At 44.8% G+C, this 19,101-nt stretch carries 12 protein-coding genes; 2 read left to right on the top strand and 10 right to left on the bottom strand.

Annotated features, from left to right (window positions below):
- Positions 1-383: 383 nt before the first annotated feature.
- Complete coding sequence (locus CIK93_RS05970) at positions 384-1,181, bottom strand: hypothetical protein (protein ID WP_094390574.1); 798 nt, start codon at positions 1,179-1,181, stop codon at positions 384-386.
- A 176-nt stretch (positions 1,182-1,357) separates the two neighbouring features.
- Between CIK93_RS05970 and CIK93_RS05965 the strand changes: the two genes are divergently transcribed.
- Positions 1,358-2,620 carry a DUF4861 domain-containing protein gene (locus tag CIK93_RS05965; protein WP_094446863.1) on the top strand — a complete coding sequence of 421 codons (1,263 nt, stop codon included), beginning with the start codon at positions 1,358-1,360 and terminating at the stop codon, positions 2,618-2,620.
- Here the strand turns inward: CIK93_RS05965 and CIK93_RS05960 are convergent.
- Together CIK93_RS05960 and mtaB are read right to left on the bottom strand one after the other, a co-directional pair.
- Positions 2,602-3,621, bottom strand: coding sequence for a glycosyltransferase family 2 protein (locus CIK93_RS05960; RefSeq protein ID WP_094446862.1), 1,020 nt, complete (start codon positions 3,619-3,621; stop codon positions 2,602-2,604). The genes CIK93_RS05965 and CIK93_RS05960 overlap by 19 nt on opposite strands.
- A 38-nt stretch (positions 3,622-3,659) precedes the next feature.
- Positions 3,660-5,042, bottom strand: a complete 1,383-nt coding sequence (gene mtaB / locus CIK93_RS05955) for a tRNA (N(6)-L-threonylcarbamoyladenosine(37)-C(2))-methylthiotransferase MtaB (protein WP_094446861.1) — start codon at positions 5,040-5,042, stop codon at positions 3,660-3,662.
- Positions 5,043-5,799: 757 nt separating this feature from the next.
- Here mtaB and CIK93_RS13765 point away from each other — a divergent pair.
- Entirely contained in the window at positions 5,800-5,964 is a 165-nt protein-coding gene (locus CIK93_RS13765; RefSeq protein WP_173815123.1) for a hypothetical protein, read from the top strand.
- Positions 5,965-6,070: 106 nt separating this feature from the next.
- Here CIK93_RS13765 and CIK93_RS05950 read toward each other — a convergent pair whose 3' ends face one another.
- The 7 genes from CIK93_RS05950 to CIK93_RS05920 form a co-directional block, all read right to left on the bottom strand.
- Positions 6,071-7,732, bottom strand: coding sequence for a putative transporter (locus tag CIK93_RS05950; protein ID WP_094440562.1), 1,662 nt, complete (start codon positions 7,730-7,732; stop codon positions 6,071-6,073).
- A gap of 300 nt (positions 7,733-8,032) precedes the next feature.
- On the bottom strand, positions 8,033-9,469 hold the full coding sequence (locus CIK93_RS05945; RefSeq protein ID WP_094446860.1) for a DUF6057 family protein: 1,437 nt from the start codon (positions 9,467-9,469) through the stop codon (positions 8,033-8,035).
- Positions 9,466-10,935 carry a PD40 domain-containing protein gene (locus CIK93_RS05940; RefSeq protein WP_094446859.1) on the bottom strand — a complete coding sequence of 490 codons (1,470 nt, stop codon included), beginning with the start codon at positions 10,933-10,935 and terminating at the stop codon, positions 9,466-9,468. The genes CIK93_RS05945 and CIK93_RS05940 overlap by 4 nt, the downstream gene beginning before the upstream one ends.
- Before the next feature lie 158 nt (positions 10,936-11,093).
- The gene (locus CIK93_RS05935) at positions 11,094-13,346 is read right to left on the bottom strand and encodes an endo-1,4-beta-xylanase (protein WP_094446858.1); all 2,253 of its coding nucleotides are present in this window, start codon (positions 13,344-13,346) and stop codon (positions 11,094-11,096) included.
- Positions 13,347-13,377: 31 nt separating this feature from the next.
- Positions 13,378-14,418, bottom strand: coding sequence for a DUF5627 domain-containing protein (locus tag CIK93_RS05930; protein ID WP_094446857.1), 1,041 nt, complete (start codon positions 14,416-14,418; stop codon positions 13,378-13,380).
- 32 nt (positions 14,419-14,450) lie between these two features.
- Positions 14,451-16,250, bottom strand: a complete 1,800-nt coding sequence (locus tag CIK93_RS05925; RefSeq protein WP_094390583.1) for a RagB/SusD family nutrient uptake outer membrane protein — start codon at positions 16,248-16,250, stop codon at positions 14,451-14,453.
- A 25-nt stretch (positions 16,251-16,275) separates the two neighbouring features.
- Positions 16,276-19,074 (bottom strand): SusC/RagA family TonB-linked outer membrane protein, encoded by a 2,799-nt coding sequence (locus CIK93_RS05920; protein WP_094390584.1) that lies wholly within the window; start codon positions 19,072-19,074, stop codon positions 16,276-16,278.
- Between the last annotated feature and the right edge of the window lie 27 nt (positions 19,075-19,101).

Genomic DNA, 19,101 nt, shown 5'->3' with positions numbered 1-19,101 from the left:
TGTACCTTGATTCATGAGTCTAAACTAACTTACAGATTGTAATTTTCTGCAAAGATAGTCATTTCTAACCCATAGAGTCATTTTTTGCTCGTATTTTGTCGCATATCAACCACTTACAACGATTGTTAATCGTTTTTAGTGGACACTAGTGCAAAAAGCAAAAACAATGGGTTTCCAGCATTTTTGCCAAGCAAAAACATGAAAAATCCATTATATAAGCCTAAAAATCGTTTTCAGAAACTGTAATACTGTAATACTGTAATGGAGCTAAACGACAAATATTAGCACAATTTCTTTACATAAGATTCTCAAAGAAAAGGGCACAAATAAAAACTATGGGATTCTAAAGTACAAAGGACAACCATCTAAAGAAACGTGGTTGCTCATTCCACGATAGCATCGTGACTGTTGAGCAACTGCTGAATAGACTTGTGTCGATTAGATTTCATATAGCGATCTATTGCATCAACTTCTGGATTACGAAAAGCACGCCTTCCAACAATCTGATTAGCAACCCATTGAATTTTTCCAGCACGCAGCTCACGATGTATTTCCGCTTTGGTCAAGCCATCAGGTGTTGGGAACATACTCAAAATATAGAATGCCACACAATCGGGAACTATCATCTGACGAGTCATCATCGCACGCTGCGCGTCAGAATAATGCTGCAGATAAAATGGATAGTCGGCACCTAAATACTTATCGAGCGAGACACCAACCATATTGCTATCTACTACTATGCTCTGGTCAAAAGAACCAATCTGAGTATAGATGGTAGGAAGCACGATATCGGGAAACTCTTTTCTCATGCGCTTGAAAGCCTTCTGCAAGTCATGCGACACATCATCAAGACTGGCAAACTCCACCTGTACATCTGCCAACAAGCGCTGAAGCGTAGAATCGCAGAAGAAATGGCGGAAACGTTGGTTGATGCCAACATCATTCACATGGCCTATATGCAACACATCCTCTATCAACATCCGAGTTTGACCAGGATAGTCGGATTGCATCTGCTGCAAAGCGGAATAATCGCCAGTGGTCAGATAAAGCATCTCAATACGATCATATCGGTCTATCAACGACTGGTCATGCCCCATTTCAGTATCGCCCGATTTCAGGCGCCACTCGCAACCGAGGCATATCAGCATCACAACCGACAAAAGTATATAAGTTTTCCGCATTGATATAAAAAAGGCCGTCTTTGTAATATTATATAATGTTAAAATACACCGCAAATTTACTAAAAAATATTTTATATTCCAAGTTTTAAGCAAAAAAAAGATAAAAAACAAGGTAAAAAGGCTAATTTTGCACAAGAAAAACTAATCAGAAAACAAACATAAGAGATTTTCGGTATATGAAACGTAAAATAGCAACTATTGCCCTCTGTGGCTTGTCTTGCTGTGTACTTATGGCACAGAAACAATTAGACATTACTGTAAAAAACACCATGAAGACGGAGCGTACCGCCCAACCCATCGTGATTAATCTTGCTCCATACGGTACTGACATCTGTCAAGCCATTGTTAAAATGAACGGGCAGGAAATTGCATCTCAGCTGGACGACCTCAATGGTGACGGCTGTTACGATGAACTCTGTTTCATGGCAGATATGCCAAAGAAATCTACGACAACCTACAACGTAGAACTGCTCAACAGCGGAAAACCAAGAAAATACAAGCCTCTGGTGTATGCTGATATGATACTGCTCAACAAGAAAGTAAAGTCCAATAACGAGCAAAACCTGTTTATCAGCAGTCTGACCGTTGAGAACGGCACAAACCCTTACTGGCAGATGCATCACCACGGACCAGCCTTTGAAAACGAGTTAGTGGCTTATCGCATCTATTTCGATCATCGTCAGACCGTAGATCTCTATGGAAAATACCGTAAGGGACTGGAACTGAAGGAAACACAATTCTACACCAACAAGCAGCAAAAGGAGGCAGGCTATGGTGACGACGTGCTCTGGGTGGGTAACACATTTGGACTGGGCACTATGCGCGGATGGGACGGACAGCAGCCTACCCTCTTGGAGGATGTGGATCATCGCACAGAACGCATCATCAGCTACGGGCCCTTACGCACGATAGTAGAAGTGGTGGACGATGGTTGGAAAGACAAAACGGGCAACAACGCTTTCCATCCCTATCCTATAACGATGACCACACGCTACACGCTCTATGCTGGTCGCCGAGACTGCCAAGTTGATGTATTTTTCAGACAAGCAGTTGCCAACCATCAATTTTCTACAGGTATCATCAATATAAAAAACTCAACGGAATATTCCGATCATGAGGGACTACGCGGTTGTTGGGGTTCTGACTGGACGGTATCTGCCAAAGATTCTGTAGGTCATAAGCGCGAAACAGTTGGATTGGGCATTTGCCTTCCCATGAAACATGTTGTGAGCGAACAGCCTGCCAACAAAGACAACTATCCTTATGTCATCGGCGGTATCGATAAGGCCATGCGCTACTATATCACGTTCGGTTCTGACAACGAGACCTTTGGCTATCATTCTGCCAAAGACTGGTTCGACTATCTCCTGTTGTGGAAGAAAGACCTCATGAATCCCGTTGTGGTAACGGAAAAGCTCCGTCAAACAAAATCCGAATAACGTTTGCGCCCTTTGGCATAATACTGCCAAAGAATACTAAACGTACAAGTATCCGTCAGGCTGGCAGAAGTTCTGCCGGCCTGAATTGTTTTACGGTCTTCTGCAAAATCCTTACGCCAACGGCGGAAGGCATGGCGTGCACGATAAACAGCCAGGAACTCGCTGACATTACGGTCAAGCAGGAGCGACTTCCATGCAGCCACATAGTCAAGCACCCAACGTATCAGCATCACCTTGTGAAGCTGTTTATCGGGCAGACATTTATAAAGCATGGTAAGATTATTGCGGAAATTGAGGAAGGTCTTCATGGGATTGCCCTTAGGGAGCGTTCCTCCTCCCACATGATAGACGTAACTCTCTGGCAAGCAATATATCTTTCGTCCGCTAATACGCAATCGCCAACAGAGGTCGATTTCCTCATTATGCGCAAAGAAACGACCGTCAAGTCCGCCCACAGCCCAATAGTCGGCAGAACGAATCATCATAGCAGCACCTGTTGCCCAATGTATTTCCTGCCGGAAATCATATTGTCCGTTATCCTGTTCTACCGTCTCGAACACACGTCCGCGACAGAAGGGATAACCATAACAGTCGATGAAACCTCCGCTTGCTCCAGCATACTCAAATCGGTCGCGGTCATAGATGGAAAGGAGCTTAGGCTGACAGGCTGCCACTTCAGGATGTACATCCATAAACTCGATAAGGGGTGTCAGCCAATGATGGGTCACCTCAATATCAGAGTTGAGCAGCAGATAATACTCTGCGTCTATCTGTTTCAACGCTTTATTGTAGCCTTCAGCAAATCCCCAGTTTTTATCAAGAGGAATGGTTCTGCACGATGGAAACTCGCTGGCAAGCATAGCGAGCGATTGGTCTGTCGAGGCATTATCTGCCACATAGATTACAGCGTCATCCTTGGAGTATTGTAGAACGGTAGGCAGATATTGATGCAACATTTTCTGTCCGTTCCAGTTGAGAATAACAATTGCCAGTTTATCCATCTTTTGCGGGTTGTGATATTGAGTTGTGATGTTCTTGTTTATTTTAATGTAACACGTAGGGCACTATGATCGTGATTGAAGTCGCCAAGTCTGACGGTCATCAGCTGGTTGTCATATTCCTCACGTGCTTCTGCGGCAGGAAGTTCCACACGAACGTAGTTTTTGGTGAATCCATGCATGGCTTTGCCTCGTGGTGCCTTTTCAAACAGAACTTCGGCTGTAGTGCCAATAAACTGGCGATAGAAATTTTCGGTCTTCTGATCGGAGAGTTCCAACAGTCTTCTACTACGCTCACGCTTATCTTGATCGCTGACCACATAGGGAATGGAGAGTGCCGATGTTCCAGGACGCTCTGAATAAGGGAACACGTGAAGCTGGGTAACATCAAGCGATTGCAGGAATTCAAATGTTTCCTCAAAGCATTCTGGTGTTTCGCCTCTACACCCCACCATAACATCCACGCCGATAAAAGCTTCAGGTGTTACTTCCTTGATGCGATGTATCTTATCGGCAAAGAGTTGACGGTCGTAATGGCGGTGCATCAATTTCAATACCATATCACTTCCACTCTGTAGCGGTATGTGATAATGGGGCATGAAAGCACGACTCTGAGCACAATAGTCGATGAGTTCATCGCTCATCAAGTCGGGTTCAAGACTACTGATACGGTAACGTGAGATTCCTTTCACTCCATCCAATGCCTTAACCAAATCTACAAAGCTTTCACCGGTAGTCTTTCCAAAGTCTCCGATGTTCACACCAGTCAACACAATTTCCTTGCCGCCTTCTGCAGCTGCCTGCTCTGCTTGTTCCACCAGAGAGGCGATGGTTGGATTGCGGCTGAAGCCACGTGCGTATGGAATGGTACAATAGGTGCAAAAATAATCGCAACCATCCTGTACTTTCAAGAAATAGCGAGTGCGATTGCCTCGTGAACAACTGGGTGCAAAACTTTTGATATCTTTGGTTTTCTGCACAAAATAGTGGCCTTCTCCGGATTTAGTCTTTTCATCCTGCCCATCGGGAACAGAAATATCGGCTCCACCCAACACTTCACCCCATTTCTCTGAGAGAAACTGGATGAGTTGCGCCTTCTCGTTAGCACCAAGCACAAGACTTACCCCTTCTATTTCACTCACCGTTTGAGGTTTCAACTGAGCATAACACCCCGTAACGACAACAAAAGCACCAGGATTCTGGCGCACCAAACGATGAATTGCCTGACGGCATTTATGGTCGGCAACCTCCGTAACAGAGCATGTATTAATGAGACAGAGGTCTGCCCGTTCACCTTTCTGTGCTGTTGTCACTCCCATATCATGGAGCATCTTTCCAAAAGTCGATGTTTCAGAAAAGTTCAGTTTACAACCCAAAGTAAAATAGGCGGCTCGTTTTCCTTGAAATGCCGATGTATCAATCATACCTTATTTATATATATTACGTTTTCTCGTGCAAAGGTACGATTAAGTGAGTAGAATACAAAAAGAAAATTAAGTTTTTCTTTTGGATTATCGAACGTGAGTACCTAAGACCGACAGGTCAAAGGTACGATTAAGTGAGTAGAATACAAAAAGAAAATTGAGTTTTTCTTTCTACATTCCATTCTCCGGACCCAAATTAAGCACTTCCAATAATTACTATACCTATCTTATACCGTCGGGATGAGTTCGGGATGTCTTCGGGAACTCAGTTCCCATAAGGCACACAGCCTATTTACCACGTCAATCCCAAGTAAGTCATAAGTAAATCCCAAGCAAGTCCCATAACTGACGGACGATAATAGGAACACGATGGGAGAACAAAAGTAAGTAAGAGAGAGACGCAACCTACACAAAACTGCTAATACAGGGATAGTAAAAAGCGATATAAACGGCGCTTTCTTAGTTGATGATTGACCTAAATTGCCCATAGAACGGCAATTTAGAGGCAAATTGGGTAAAAGACAATGTGCTCAAGTAAATGCAAAAAACGGGTTTTTCGCTGTTTTTTAAGAAATGCCTCAATATTATCCAAATTTTAACATTTCGTATATACCTGTATATCAACACTTTGCGAAAAAGTTACAAAACAACACTAAAAAAAGTCTTAAAAAAAAGAACAACGTATTGAAAAAATGCCTACCTTTGCAACGTTTTAATAAACAAATGATTGTTTTACAGATTTAAAAAGCAAAGAAAAATGAAAAAATTGGTATTTATGTTCGTAGCTATTGCAGCTATCTCTTTCGCATCATGTGGTAACAAAGCTCAGACTGCTGAGGTTGACACCGATTCTGTAGCTGCTGTTGACAGCGTTGCTGACAGCACTGCAGTTGATAGCGTTGCAACTGATAGCGTAAACTAATTCGCTACGAATTGAGAGAAAAAGCCGCTAGACGAGAGTCTAGCGGCTTATTTTTTGTCCTTATGCAACAAAAGGGAAAAGTTCTACTTCACCTTTCCCCTACGTTCTAAACCATAAACATGATAATCACCTGAGCAATTATCACTCTTACAAACATACCGAGAGGATAAACCGAAGTATAGGCCACGGCAACATGTTCGCCCTCAATGGTCTCGTTGGCATAACCCAACGCCATGGGGTTTGCCATCGAACCACAGAGCAGACCACATATAGTACCGAAATCAAATTTCTTGGCCTTCAGGGCAATAATGCCTATGATAAGAAGTGGAAGCATAGTAAGCAATAGACCAACTCCTACCCACAGTAAACCTTCAGGACGTATGATGGTTGCAAGGAAATCCTTACCGGCAGCCAGGCCCAGACAGGCCAGATAAAGCGAAAGTCCCAACTTGCGCAACATGAGCGACGCCGACCGCGTAGTATAACTAATGAAATGTACACGAGGTCCCAAGGCACCTATCAAAATTCCCATAATAATCGGACCACCGGCAATTCCAAGTTTCACAGGAGTACTCATTCCTGGAATAGAAAACGGAATCATTCCTAAGGCAAGTCCCAACAGTAATCCGAAGAAGATGGCTCCGAGATTAGGTTCGTTGAGCACTTGTACTGCGTTACCTAAGAAAGCTTCTGCATGGTCAAGATTATCTGGAGTACCAACCACGGTCACTCGGTCACCATATTGCAAATGGAGAGCATCGGTAGCAAGCAGTTTGATATCGCCACGCATCACACGACTCACATTAACCCCATAAGTCTGTCGGATATGGAGTGAACCGAGCGTTCTACCATTGAGTTTTACTTGTGTCATGACAATTACACGACTCTCCACCGATGAATCTATAGCGTTCCAGTCTATCTGCTCCCTATTCCAGTCTTTCACTACGCGTTTACCAAAGAGAATATCCATGGCAGACACCTCATCACGTTTAGTCACCACAAGCACATTATCACCTATTTGTAATTCGGTAGAGGCAATAGGTACTATCACACGGTCTCCACGCCATATGCGCGAGATAATAAACTGACGGTGTGTCATCTGCGATATTTCAGCAATCGTTTTACACGAAATGGCAGGATTCACCACTTCATACTGCCCAACAAATGTCTGGTCTTCATCATCTTTATTATGAGGTTGCAAATCTTCCGGTTTGACAAAGAATTTTCGCAACAGAATCATAACAAATATCACACCAACCACACCAAGCGGATAGGTCACAGCGCAACCCAGTGCAGCACCACTATGCGACAGATGGGCATTGGAAAGTGCCTGTTGGGCTGCACCAAGTGCCGGAGTATTGGTGGTAGCACCACAGAGGAGTCCGACCATATCAGGTACTGAAATGGGCAATACCAGACATAACGATAGCGCCATGACCGTGCCAAGCGCAATTACTCCCATACTCCATATATTGAGTTTCGTACCTTCGTGACGCATCATACCAATAAAGTTGGGACCCACATGCAGTCCTAAGGCATAAACAAATAGCGACAAGCCGAATGTCTCAGCAAATGTCAGCATTTGTTCGTCAGCAGAAAAATGCAGGCTTCCTGCCACAATACCTATAAAAAACACAAAAGCCATGCCTAGCGAAATGCCTCTGATATGAATTTTACCAAGGGCAAGTCCTAAAGAGGTAATGAGCGACAGCACCACTACAGTCTGTACTGCTGAGTGTATAGTAAAAAGACTTTCAATCCATTCCATTTCTTGTTGTTCTTTTAACGAGTAGTTTTCTTATTTATTCTCTGTTTCTTGGTATTCCATACGCTATTTTCCCTCCATATCTATTCTGCCTCACAATAATCAAGGCATGGGTGAAAAGAATTCTTATGCAAAGATAAACAAAAAGTTTGAATTACTCAACATTAAGCCTCAAAATACCAATAAGAACTGGTACGAATGAAAAAATAAACACAAACCCCAAATCGGTCATCAGAAAAAGTTGTCTTGCGAATTCTAACGACCGATTTGGGTTAAATTCAATCTAAAACTTCATATTCTCTTTTAAAAGAAATATGCCCAGAAAGAATTAGGGAGCAAGTTGGGAAGTTGCGATTTCTGTCCACTGTTGAGCAATTTCATCACATTCTGAAAAGCATCCTGCGTCTGCTGACTAATCTTGTAGAGTTGCATCACCTCGGGTTCTGAGGCCGCTACCAACATCAATGCCTGCTCATAATAGGCAGGAATAGGTTCTCCGTGCGCGTATTGTCGTTCAGCAATAACCTTAAAGGCTGGATAAAACTGATTACCGTCTTTATTGGCCAATAGAGCGCAAAGCAGCACATCTGCATATTTCCGTTCTGTCGGATAGCGGTCTGCCATAGCTACCATAGCTACCAGAAGATCAGCAGAATAGAATTGATCCAACCGTTGTTCATAGTCGGGCTTAGCATTTTTAATGGCTTCCAACTGCGGACGACGTTCTTCTGCCCATGACTTCATCACGGTCGAATGACTCAATATATCAAGGTATTTCTTTGCCAACGGATAGTTTTTTATTTCCAAATTGGTTACTGCCAATCGTCGAAGTACATTAAAACTGGTACCGAAGGTTGATAGTATCTGCTGTTGAAAACTCTGTCTAACAACCTCATTGGGCATATTCATCGAACGGAAAAACAGGCTATTGAAATGGCGGCAGAGCGGTTCGTCATGGTCTTTGAAGATAAAGTCATCCGCAGATGTCACGCCATAGAGGAACATCTCTTTGTTCAAACGTCCCTTCTCTATCAAAGCCAGTAAGGCAAATCGTCTGGCTATAAAACTCTCTTGTGCAACCCCAGGAGGTGTAAGTTCCAGTATTTCATCCCATTGCCGGTCTTCTGCAAGACATTCCAACTGACAATAGAACGCATGTATATTGTTGGATTTATCTTTATAACCAAGTTGATAGACCGAAACCAATAAGAGCATTAACGTGGCCACCACAGCCACATAACCATTCGAGATAAATGACGGGAAATGGAATATTCTGCGATTTTTTAGTGTTAGGATGAATACTATCAAGGCTACGCCCCATGAAACCAATACGGCAGTAAGTGTCTTGTCCAATTCATTATCCCAGAACTGGCTGCCCACAACATAGACCACAGGAATCATGGCTATCCACAAGAGTTTACGCGATTCCTTGAAAAGGCGCACCACAACAATAGCTGCAGCCAGAAACACCATGACAGGAAGCAATGCCTGAACAGTAGCACCTACTACTGGATAATAATAGAACTGCATCAGCCAGGCTCCAACAACCTTCAACACGTCTCCTGGCATTACCGCACCAAGGAATATCATGTCAGACGAAGAACTATAGAAAGTATAATTCTCCATCCATTTCAGGACATAATAAAAATTATTATACCATACGAGCCAAAGGCTTACAAAGAGAGCAAGGGCAGACAAAGCCATTGCCACAGATGTTGATATTTTGGGAATTTTCATCATTGTATCAGTTTATCGGGACAACGAAATAGTTCTACTACCTCTTGGGGCATTTCCACCCTGCCATCCACAAAGTCAGGAATATTATATGATTTCAATCGCAGAGTATTGCTGCGCGGATCTTTCTGTGGCAACAAGAAAGGCTTGTGTGCCTTGCCATTAGCATCGAGGTAACCGAAATATACACGAGTATAACGACCATCAAGACGCCGGCTGGCAATCATTGCCCATCTGCCATTGGCAGACCACGCATGATAGCTATCTGTCTGATCCTTTGCATTCCACGCATCCACATCCACAGGTTTACCCGTCGTTAAATCTATCATTTTCAGGTCAGCCTCGTTGTGCCAAATAGGAAATGTGCCATAGTCCGCCAAAGTAAACAACAGGTATCGACCATCGGGAGAGATTCGTGGGAACGAAGCACTTCCTCCTTCCATACGCGCATTATATAAGGTATCGACCTGTTCTCCCAACAGTCCTGTTTGACTGTCGAAAGCCACGCGCAGGATAGAATAATGCATCTCCTTGCGCTCATCAGGAAGTTTCTTGGCAGGTGCCGAACAGAAATAGAGCCACTTACCATCGGGTGACCAAGCAGGGAAGGTCTCCATTCTTTCTTCATTGAGAAAACGATTGTCTGCAGTCACCTGATTCTCTTTAGTATCATACAATATCAAGTCTGAGGCACGGTCATAGACTTCCAGTGGCTGACGCCCCTGACCGAAGAAGGTTTGGTTGGTGGTGTTCGATGAAAAAGCGATGTATCTGCCTTCGGGATGCCATGCAGGATAGACAGCACCTTTCTGTGGTCCCATTTTCTTTGGATCCACCTTTTTCAGTTGCCCCTGATCAAGAATTATTGTGCCACCATTCTCTCCACGGGCATGAAACATCATGCGTTTCGCTGAGCGTCGGTCGAAATGATGACAGTTGATGCAAGCACTTGTTGTAGTTTTATTAGATACGATCTCGCGCTCACAAAAACTACCAAGCTCACGTTGGTAGATGCCCATGAATTGCCATGCTTCATACCCCGGTTCTATCAGTCGATAGGCAATCCAAGGATCAATACTATCCTTTGCCACAGAAATATTAAATGGACGATAACCGATACCATCTGGATGCTTTTCATCCCAGACAGCCACCTCTACCTGCATTTTCCTTCCAACTGTCTGTTGTAACAGGTGTTTCCAGTCGTCTTCGGGAATATCAATAACTTCGTCGCCATACACAGCCAATAATTCCTTTTCCGCCACAAGGAAACGCGCCTGAATATGTTCAGCTCCTTCTATCATGAAGTTGAGTGGTGCGATATTTGATGGAATAGTCACATCAGTATAATCGGGAAAAATGCTGGGCAGCGCTTGGCTTTGTTTTGCAGGTTTACGCATACCGCCACACCCCATTAGGAATAGCAGGAAGCAACAAGCCCCCACCCCAATAATCATTTGTTTTAAATCATTCATCTATCCATAGTTTTAGACATGCAAAGATACTCAATTTTTGTCAGATAAGAGCATCTTTACACCATAAAAATAGATAAACAAACGAGGACCGTGCCAGAGACACAGTCCTCGTGCCGGATAAACACGTTATCCTTGAAGTATTAATAAAAACTAGTTTCTTATTCTACGGTGCCTTTGCCAGCCAGACCGTCAGCATAACCAGCATAGCAATGTTTGCGGTTGTAGTTGCTGTCCCAAAGTCCAACAGGCTCGCCTGGACGCCATCCACTGTTGGCAGGAGCATCGGTAATACACCAGTTGGTGATACCGTATTGCTGTGCAGCAGGCACATACTTGAAGTATGCTGCAATAACATTCTTGTAGTATTCAGACATCTCTCTGTGTTGCTCATCAGTAAGATCCTGTGTCTTCAGCTTGTTACCGTCTGCATCCACATAACCCAGATCAAGTTCAGAGATCTTCACGAGTTTACCTGAAGCTGCAAGGATTTCGAACATCTTCACAATGTGCTGGAACTTCGAGTTGCGTGTAGCCTCGTTAGCATAGTAAGAGATGTGCATCTGCGTACCGATACCATCAATCTTAGTACCGTCTTTCTCCCATTCCTCAATCCACTTCACGAGCGAATTAGCCTTCATATTATCATCCCAATCAGACTCGAGATTATAGTCGTTGATGAAGAGTTTCAGTTCACCTTCACCACCATTCTCAGCGAAGCGCTGACGAGCCAGTTTCACAGCGGTGCGCACATAGTCAACATCACCGAGGTAATCCTGCCAATAGAAGTTGTTGGCAGCATCTTTCTCGCTCACTGTACCACGAGTAGCCGACTGCAAGTCATACTTGCCATCACCATCAAGGTCATCACCAGCAAGAGGCTCATTGACAACGTCCCATGATGTAACATAGCCGTTGGTTGCCTTCATCATACCAGTAATCCACTGATCCATAGCCCAAGTCAAGGTATCCTTCTTCTCTTCATCGGTGAGTTCAATCTTGTTGGTTTTCTCCATTACGCCCCAATGTACGTCAGCGAAATAGTAGTCAACAGCGTGATCAACCTTACCTATGTTGAGATTGAAGGCAATGGAGTGCATGGGGTTAGCATCTGTAACCTGTGAGGGGATGGTTCCTGTCATCTCATACTTCTGCCACTTGGTAGTAAAGTTGGGATTGGCAGGGAGACAAGCCCAGTGGATATAACCGCCAGGAGCACCGTGACACTGAGTAGCAGAACCGATGTTCTCGGAAGCCTTGTAGTAGAATGAAATCTTATATTGGTCACCAGCCTTCCAATTTATCTTTGGAGTATAGATAAAGAACTGGGTATCCCATTCATTTGTAGCATTAGCATTACCATGGATTACGATGCAGTTCTTACCTTCTGGACCTCCGGCAACAGCTGTTGGAGTGAATTGCCCTTTACCAGCTTCAGCCACCACAAAGTTATCCATTGACTTACCGCTTTCCATTGCGCCATTGGTGATATAGTCTTTGAAGACTTCCATTACAGGAGATTCAGAGTGAGTAATCTGAACGTTCTTGATATAGATGGAACCTACAAACTGACCAGTCTGACAGAGAACAAATCCACCATCGGCAGTGGCCACAAACTCTTTCTCAAACTCTTTCCATTCTGTATCGAAACCGAAAGAGCCTTCTGCGCGACCACCCCAGCCGCCAACGCCCCAACTCATGGTACCTTGACCAGTAGCCTTGATAGTCATCTTCAACTTATAGGTATTACCAGCAACAGTGGGCAGACCATCAGCCACATGATACTGAACCTTCCAGTTGTCAATAGCTTTAGCGTTGTCAATCTGAAGAGCACCTTCTACGGTGTTAACCTTGATATTGGCCTTTACCTCATCTGGAGCCCAGAAATAATAGCCAGGGGCAGTACTCCAATCTTTCTCATAGTCAATCTTATCAACCTTAGCATCTGGATCCACCTCAATTTCCTTGGCAGCTATAATACCATTGAGATAGTTATTGTTCTGCTGTGCATGCCAAGCCAGCGTATGACCATAGATGGTAATACCATTTTCTTTAGCGTTGTTGACAAAGGCTTCAACGGTACCGAAGTCCATCTTGCCATCATCTTTCACACATGAAGCGTACTTCATAGCGTTGCCCGCAGTCATCTCGTCATAGTTAGAGTTGGCCAAACGGGTCACCAGACCGTCAGCATTATAGTCAGAGGCAGCCAAAGCCACACCCAACTTGAAGTTGGGGTGCTCTGAACGGTTGACGTATGTTTTTAATGCGTCGTAGTCTGCAAGATATTCCATGCCTGCAATAGAGGCTGGTTTTTCGAAAGCATAGCCCAGCTTGTCGTCATCGACACACGAAGTGGCGAGAGCGGCAGTAGCCAGCAGCATAGCTCCTAAAATCTTGTTTGAATGTTTCATACTTTTGTTATTGTTTAAATCAGAAACCTAATTACTTTTCGAAGGCGAACCAATCGGATTTCACACCACGGTCGCGAACAACTAATGTATCCTTGGTAGCACACTTGATGCCGCTATACTCAACGGTGTAGTCAAGATAGAGCACATCGCGGTCTTTACCACCCCAACTGTTCTTATCACCTTTATCAGCATACTGACCTGTACCAGTAGCAGTTACACCTTCTACATTCGACGATACGGTACAAGTACCGTTGCCATCGAAGTCGAGTTTCAACAAGCAATCAATATTGTTGCCGGCATTATCCTTTGCAGGACGATCCCACTGTACGCTATTGACACCAAGAGTCTTAAACTGGTTGAGCACTACTTCGTCCTTCTCTACGAATCCAGCATGACGTACCACTGTTCTACCGTCAGCGTAGTTATCAACACCACGACGCAGATAGTTTGACTGGTACTTGCTGATATATTTCACAGCATAGAGCACGTAGTTCTTTGGAGCCACATCCCAGTCACCAAGGTTGGTTATTGAAGGATTCTCAATACCTTCTTTGGGTTTACCAGAGAGGATACTGTCAACACCCACAGCGCTAACCATCTTCACTGGAATCACATAGTTGAGTTCAGTAGCTTTAGGATCGTTGAAGAAATCATCGGTCAACTGTACAGTCACACCACCGATCACCTTACCTTTAGGGATAACGATCTGATTGGCAGCAAGTTTATAATAGTTGGAAGGCATAGCCACTACAGGCTGATCTGTGCCCTTGAACTTCATACCGTCGCAAAGCGAGTTGTCAACAGCAATCTGGATAATCACATCGTTTTTGTTGTCATACACACCACCCATTGTGGCAATGATCTGACACTGGTGGTTATTGTCCAGTTTGGTATCATACTCAGGATCTTCACCCAGAGTAATGGTACGGATAGGGTTCTGTTCCCCCTGATAAGCGAAATAAGTTGTCGAATATTCGAAATCGGGGAAATCCCAATCGCCATTCTCACAAGAAGTAGAGGCAAGAGCCAGAACCCCAAGGGCAACCATCGCTTTGATATTATTCATTTTCATTGTTTTTCAGTTTTTATTAATAATGTCATTGATTACCAGCCCTTATTCTGTTGGAGCTGATCATATTTCAGGGTCTCACTGTAAGGGATAGGACCCCAGTACATATAGTCTTTGTATGAACGTGTTTCTACGTCAACCACCTCATAGTGTGCGGGGTCGCCAGTAATCTTCATACCTTTGACAGTCTCATTCAAGTCTGCCTTCCAACGACGGAGATCCCAGAAACGGAATCCTTCGAAGCAGAGTTCTATACGACGCTCGTTGTGAATCAGTTCACGCATCTTATCTTTATCGGCAGCACATTCGTTCAGATAGGGGTCGTCAACGTTGGCACAGATGCCAGCACGTTCACGGATAGCCTTCATCACATCGTATGCTGAGAAGCCCATACGACTGTCTCTTGGTCCCCATGCCTCATTAGCAGCCTCAGCAAATCCGAGGAAGAATTCTGTGAAGCGCATGAGTGGTTTGATGTGGTGTTTACCCTGCTTTGAAGTAGGATTACAGTTTACATCACCATTGAGAAGTTTACGCATGTAGTATCCAGTACGTGTTGACTCACCATCCTTCTTGTCCATAGCATTGTTGTCAGTACCATCGAAAGCAGTAACGATTTCCTTGCCACCAAACATAGACTTGTTCAGCACAATGAACTTAGCCAAACGTGGGTCGCGGTTTGCGTATGGATTCTGAGCATCATAGTTTGCTGCAGCAGCGCTGATGGGATAACCGTTTGCCATGGGGAAAGCATCGACGAGGTTCTGTGAAGGATTGATACGACCTTTACCAAACATAGTTGGTGGGAAGTTATTCTCCTCCATGCCAGAGCTTTCGCCAGCATTAGTACGCCAGAGCCATTCATTAGTATTCTGACCATTAGCGAGGTTCTTCAGAGCGTCGGCATTGGTAAACCAGTCATCACCCTTAGGATCGAGTTGTGAGACAGGATTAGAACCTAAATATTTGCAAACGTCAGCCATAGCCTTGGCAGCTTGTTCCCAGGTCACACCAGAACCTTCTGCAAAAGCAGGACTGGCTGCCAAGAGGTAAGCCTGTGCACGTACAGCTTTAGCAATGCGTGCGCTCATACGGTTCTTTGCAGTCACACCAAACACACGGTTGTACTGCGAAGCAGCAGCACCGAGTTGCTGGTATTTGGCAGGCACATCACCATCAGCATTGACGTCACCATATTCTTCAGGCAGCAATTCCACAGCCTTATTCACGTCGGCATCAATCTGAGCGATACACTCTTGGAATGTGTTACGTGGATAGTTGAACTGTGAATTCACATTCTCAGGCTCAGTCAGAATGGGCACACCCAGCAGTTTGCCATCTTCTGTCCATCCAGCGTGAGCACGGAGCAGGTGATAGATATAGAGGGCGCGCATACCATAGGCATCACCTTGGAAACGCATCTTATAGAGTTTTGACGAAACTTCGTCAGCTGCCCAAGTCACGTCCTCAGAAGTTTTGAGGAACAGGTTGATATACTGCATAGAGGCACGCAGATGCTGCCACTGGTCGAGAGGATTATTGTCCTTGCGCCATGCACCGCCTGCAATTTTACGGAATCCGTTGTTCACATCGTTTGAAACAGCATCGTCCGTAGCGGTTTCCGACCAAGGATAGCTCTCACCACCGTTACCCAAAGGATTGCTGATATAGGCATGTGCCAACAGTCCGGCAGCCCATGAAGGCATTTCCTTCAGGTCTTCCTCGCCTTTAAAGTTCTCTGGAGCTGGATTGAACAAGTCATCACAGCTGGTCAACGAGAGCATCAAAGGAGCTATCATTGTTGAAAGTATTGCTACTTTTTTGAATGTTTTCATTTTTCTTTGATTTATGAGTTACTAATTAGAACGAAGCTCTGAAACCAATGTTGTAAGAGCGCATCTGAGGTGCACCACCGATGTTGGTCTCCAGAATCTTACGCTCCTTGGCAATGGTCAGCAGGTTGCTTCCACCCACATAAACGTCGATACCACGTACGAACGAACCTTCGAAGAGGTTGCTTGGAAGTGCGTATGTAATCTGTACGCGCGAGAGGTTGAAGCGATCAGTGCTGTACATCCAGAAGTCTGAATAGCGGAAGTTGTTGTCACCATTGGTAGTGGTCAGACGTGGATAAGTGGCAGTAGCAGCAGTCTCGGGAGTCCAAGCGTTGCGAACTACCTCAGAGTACTTACCTGTACCACGAACCCACCAGTAAGAGTCACTCTTCATGGCATGGCCACCCAACCAGAGGTTACCCATTGCAAAGAAGGTGAAGTTCTTCCACTTAGCAGTAAGGTTCAGACCCATGCGGAATGGAGTGTCCCAACGTCCGAGGAATACGCGGTCGTTATCATCAATCTTACCGTCGTTGTTCATATCAACATACTTGATATCACCAGGTTTTACCTCACCGAAGGTCTGCTCAGGAGCTGCATCGATTTCTTCCTGTGAGTTGAAGAAACCATCGCTCTTCAAGCCCCAAAGTCCGTTGAGCGGACGACCAATAGCTGAGAGATAATCAAACTCTATGTTCTCGTCGCGCTTGTCGGCAGTACTCTTATACCATGTACCGCTTACACCGAGGCTCAAATCCACTTCACCGATCTTCTTGTTTCCATATACACTGAAGTCAACACCAATACGTTTGTCAATGTTGTAGTTCACATAAGGAATAATAGAAGAGGTAGGATAACCAGTCTGTGTGAAGTAGTTCGGGAAGAGCGAAGTAGCACGTGTCAACATACCATCCATCTTGCTGGTGAAGAAGTTCACGTCAAAAGTGATAAGTTTATCGAGCAACGAACCGCGGAGACCTACAGAGAACTCCTTACGCTTTACGAAGCCCATGTCATAGTTGTCACCACGCTGGAACTCAGTAGCAGCACCGCCTTCGAGGTCACCCCATGAATACCATCCACCGGTCTGTAAGATGGTCTTATACATGAAGTATCCGTCTTCGTTATCGCTGGCAGTGATGTCGATATCCTGGTTGATGATACCACCAGATACGTTCACCATCAAATCATCTACGAAAGTATCTTTCAGCACATCCTTAGTAGGACGCCATCCCAAAGTCACTGTGGGAGAGATTGCAGCACGGTTGCCTGCAGGCAACTTGGTTGAATATGGCATAGCAGCGCTGAAGTCAAAATAGTAAGTATGGTCGTAGTTATACGACAACTGCAAGCCGAGGTTGGCATTGGTAGTGCGATGGTAGTGACCATTGCGCTGAGTCTGCCAAGCATTGGCGAGTGCCATAGCGAACACGTTGTGTACGCCATCAAATGTACGAGCCCAATCAAACTGTCCGCTAACATTATAAGTATAGCGGTAAGAAGAATCGCTGATATACTGCTGACCGGTCTTCTTGTCTTCACCATACTGGGTGATGCTACCAATCATGTCAGGACCGTTATAGTTAGTCCAAGTTGGTGAGAAGGTAGCATAGCTGTTGCTATAACCCTGGTTGTAGGTAGAAGCATAGTCGATACCGTATTTAGCACGGAACATCAGACCCTGTGTCAGTGCAGCGAGATTTATGTCAAACTCAGTATTGAACTGGAACTGACGACTTACAAACTTGTTGTCACCTGCTGCGAAAGCATCAGCATAAGGGTTGGTGGGGTTCGACTGTGTACCACCGAAGAAGAATCCATTTTGCAGGTAGTTACTGTTCATCACCGAACCGAGCGATACTTTGTCGGTTGACTCGATGAAACTGATGGGAATCAATGGAGAAACGAGATGTGGACGCAATGTAGCGGCCTGTCCCCACCAATCAGTCTTTGCAGCGAATGCATCGTAGAAGGTCACATTAGCATCGGCCTTAGCAGACAACCAGTCGTTGAATTTCACGTCCATGTTACCACGCACGAAGAAACGGCTGGTAAAGTTGTCCTTGGTATTACCCACCTTCAACAGTTCGTTGTTGCGATAGTAACCTAAAGTAGTGTAGTACTTCACACGCTCTGTACCACCGGTAACTTCGACGATTCCCTCATAGCGAGTGGTGAAGTCACGACGATACTGGCTGTCGTACATATCAAAGTTAGGATAACGGTATGGATTCTTTCCAGAAGCGAAGTTATAGATTTCCTCGTCTGAATAGTTCTTATCATAACCGTCATTGATACGAGCTTGGTTATAGTAACTCATATATTCAGCAGATCCCAGATACTTGGGGAACGAGATGGGAGTACCAATACTCATGTCAGCATGTGCGTTGATACGGAGGTCGCCCATCTGTCCGCGCTTGGTAGTAATCTGCAACACACCCTTAGCAGCACGTGGTCCGTAGAGCACTACGGCAGCCGAACCTTTAAGCAGGGTAACTTGGTCTATTTCCTGTGGAAGCACGTTGTTGGCATCGCGAACCATTCCATCTACCACAACGAGATAGTCGCCATATCCCCAGAGACCGCCATTGACACCGCCGACCACGTTTTCGATATACTCGATACTGCTGGTGGCATAGTTCTTTTTGGCCATCTCCTTCATGTCTATTACCGACACACCGCCCATAAGGTCTTGTTTATCGACAGCGCGGAATGCCACTTGCACCTTGTCGAGCGTATCGGTCTCGGCTTCTTGGGCATAAACACCTGTTGAACCTGCAACCAAAGCTGCACACAACGCAAGTCCTTTATATATATGTCTCATTTGTTATTCTGTTTAATCATTAATATT

Origin of the sequence: Prevotella sp. P3-92 (assembly GCF_002251205.1) — a bacterium.
GTDB lineage: Bacteria > Bacteroidota > Bacteroidia > Bacteroidales > Bacteroidaceae > Prevotella.
The sequence above is the reverse complement of the archived record's forward strand: the minus strand, read 5'-3'. Positions and strand labels throughout refer to the sequence as shown.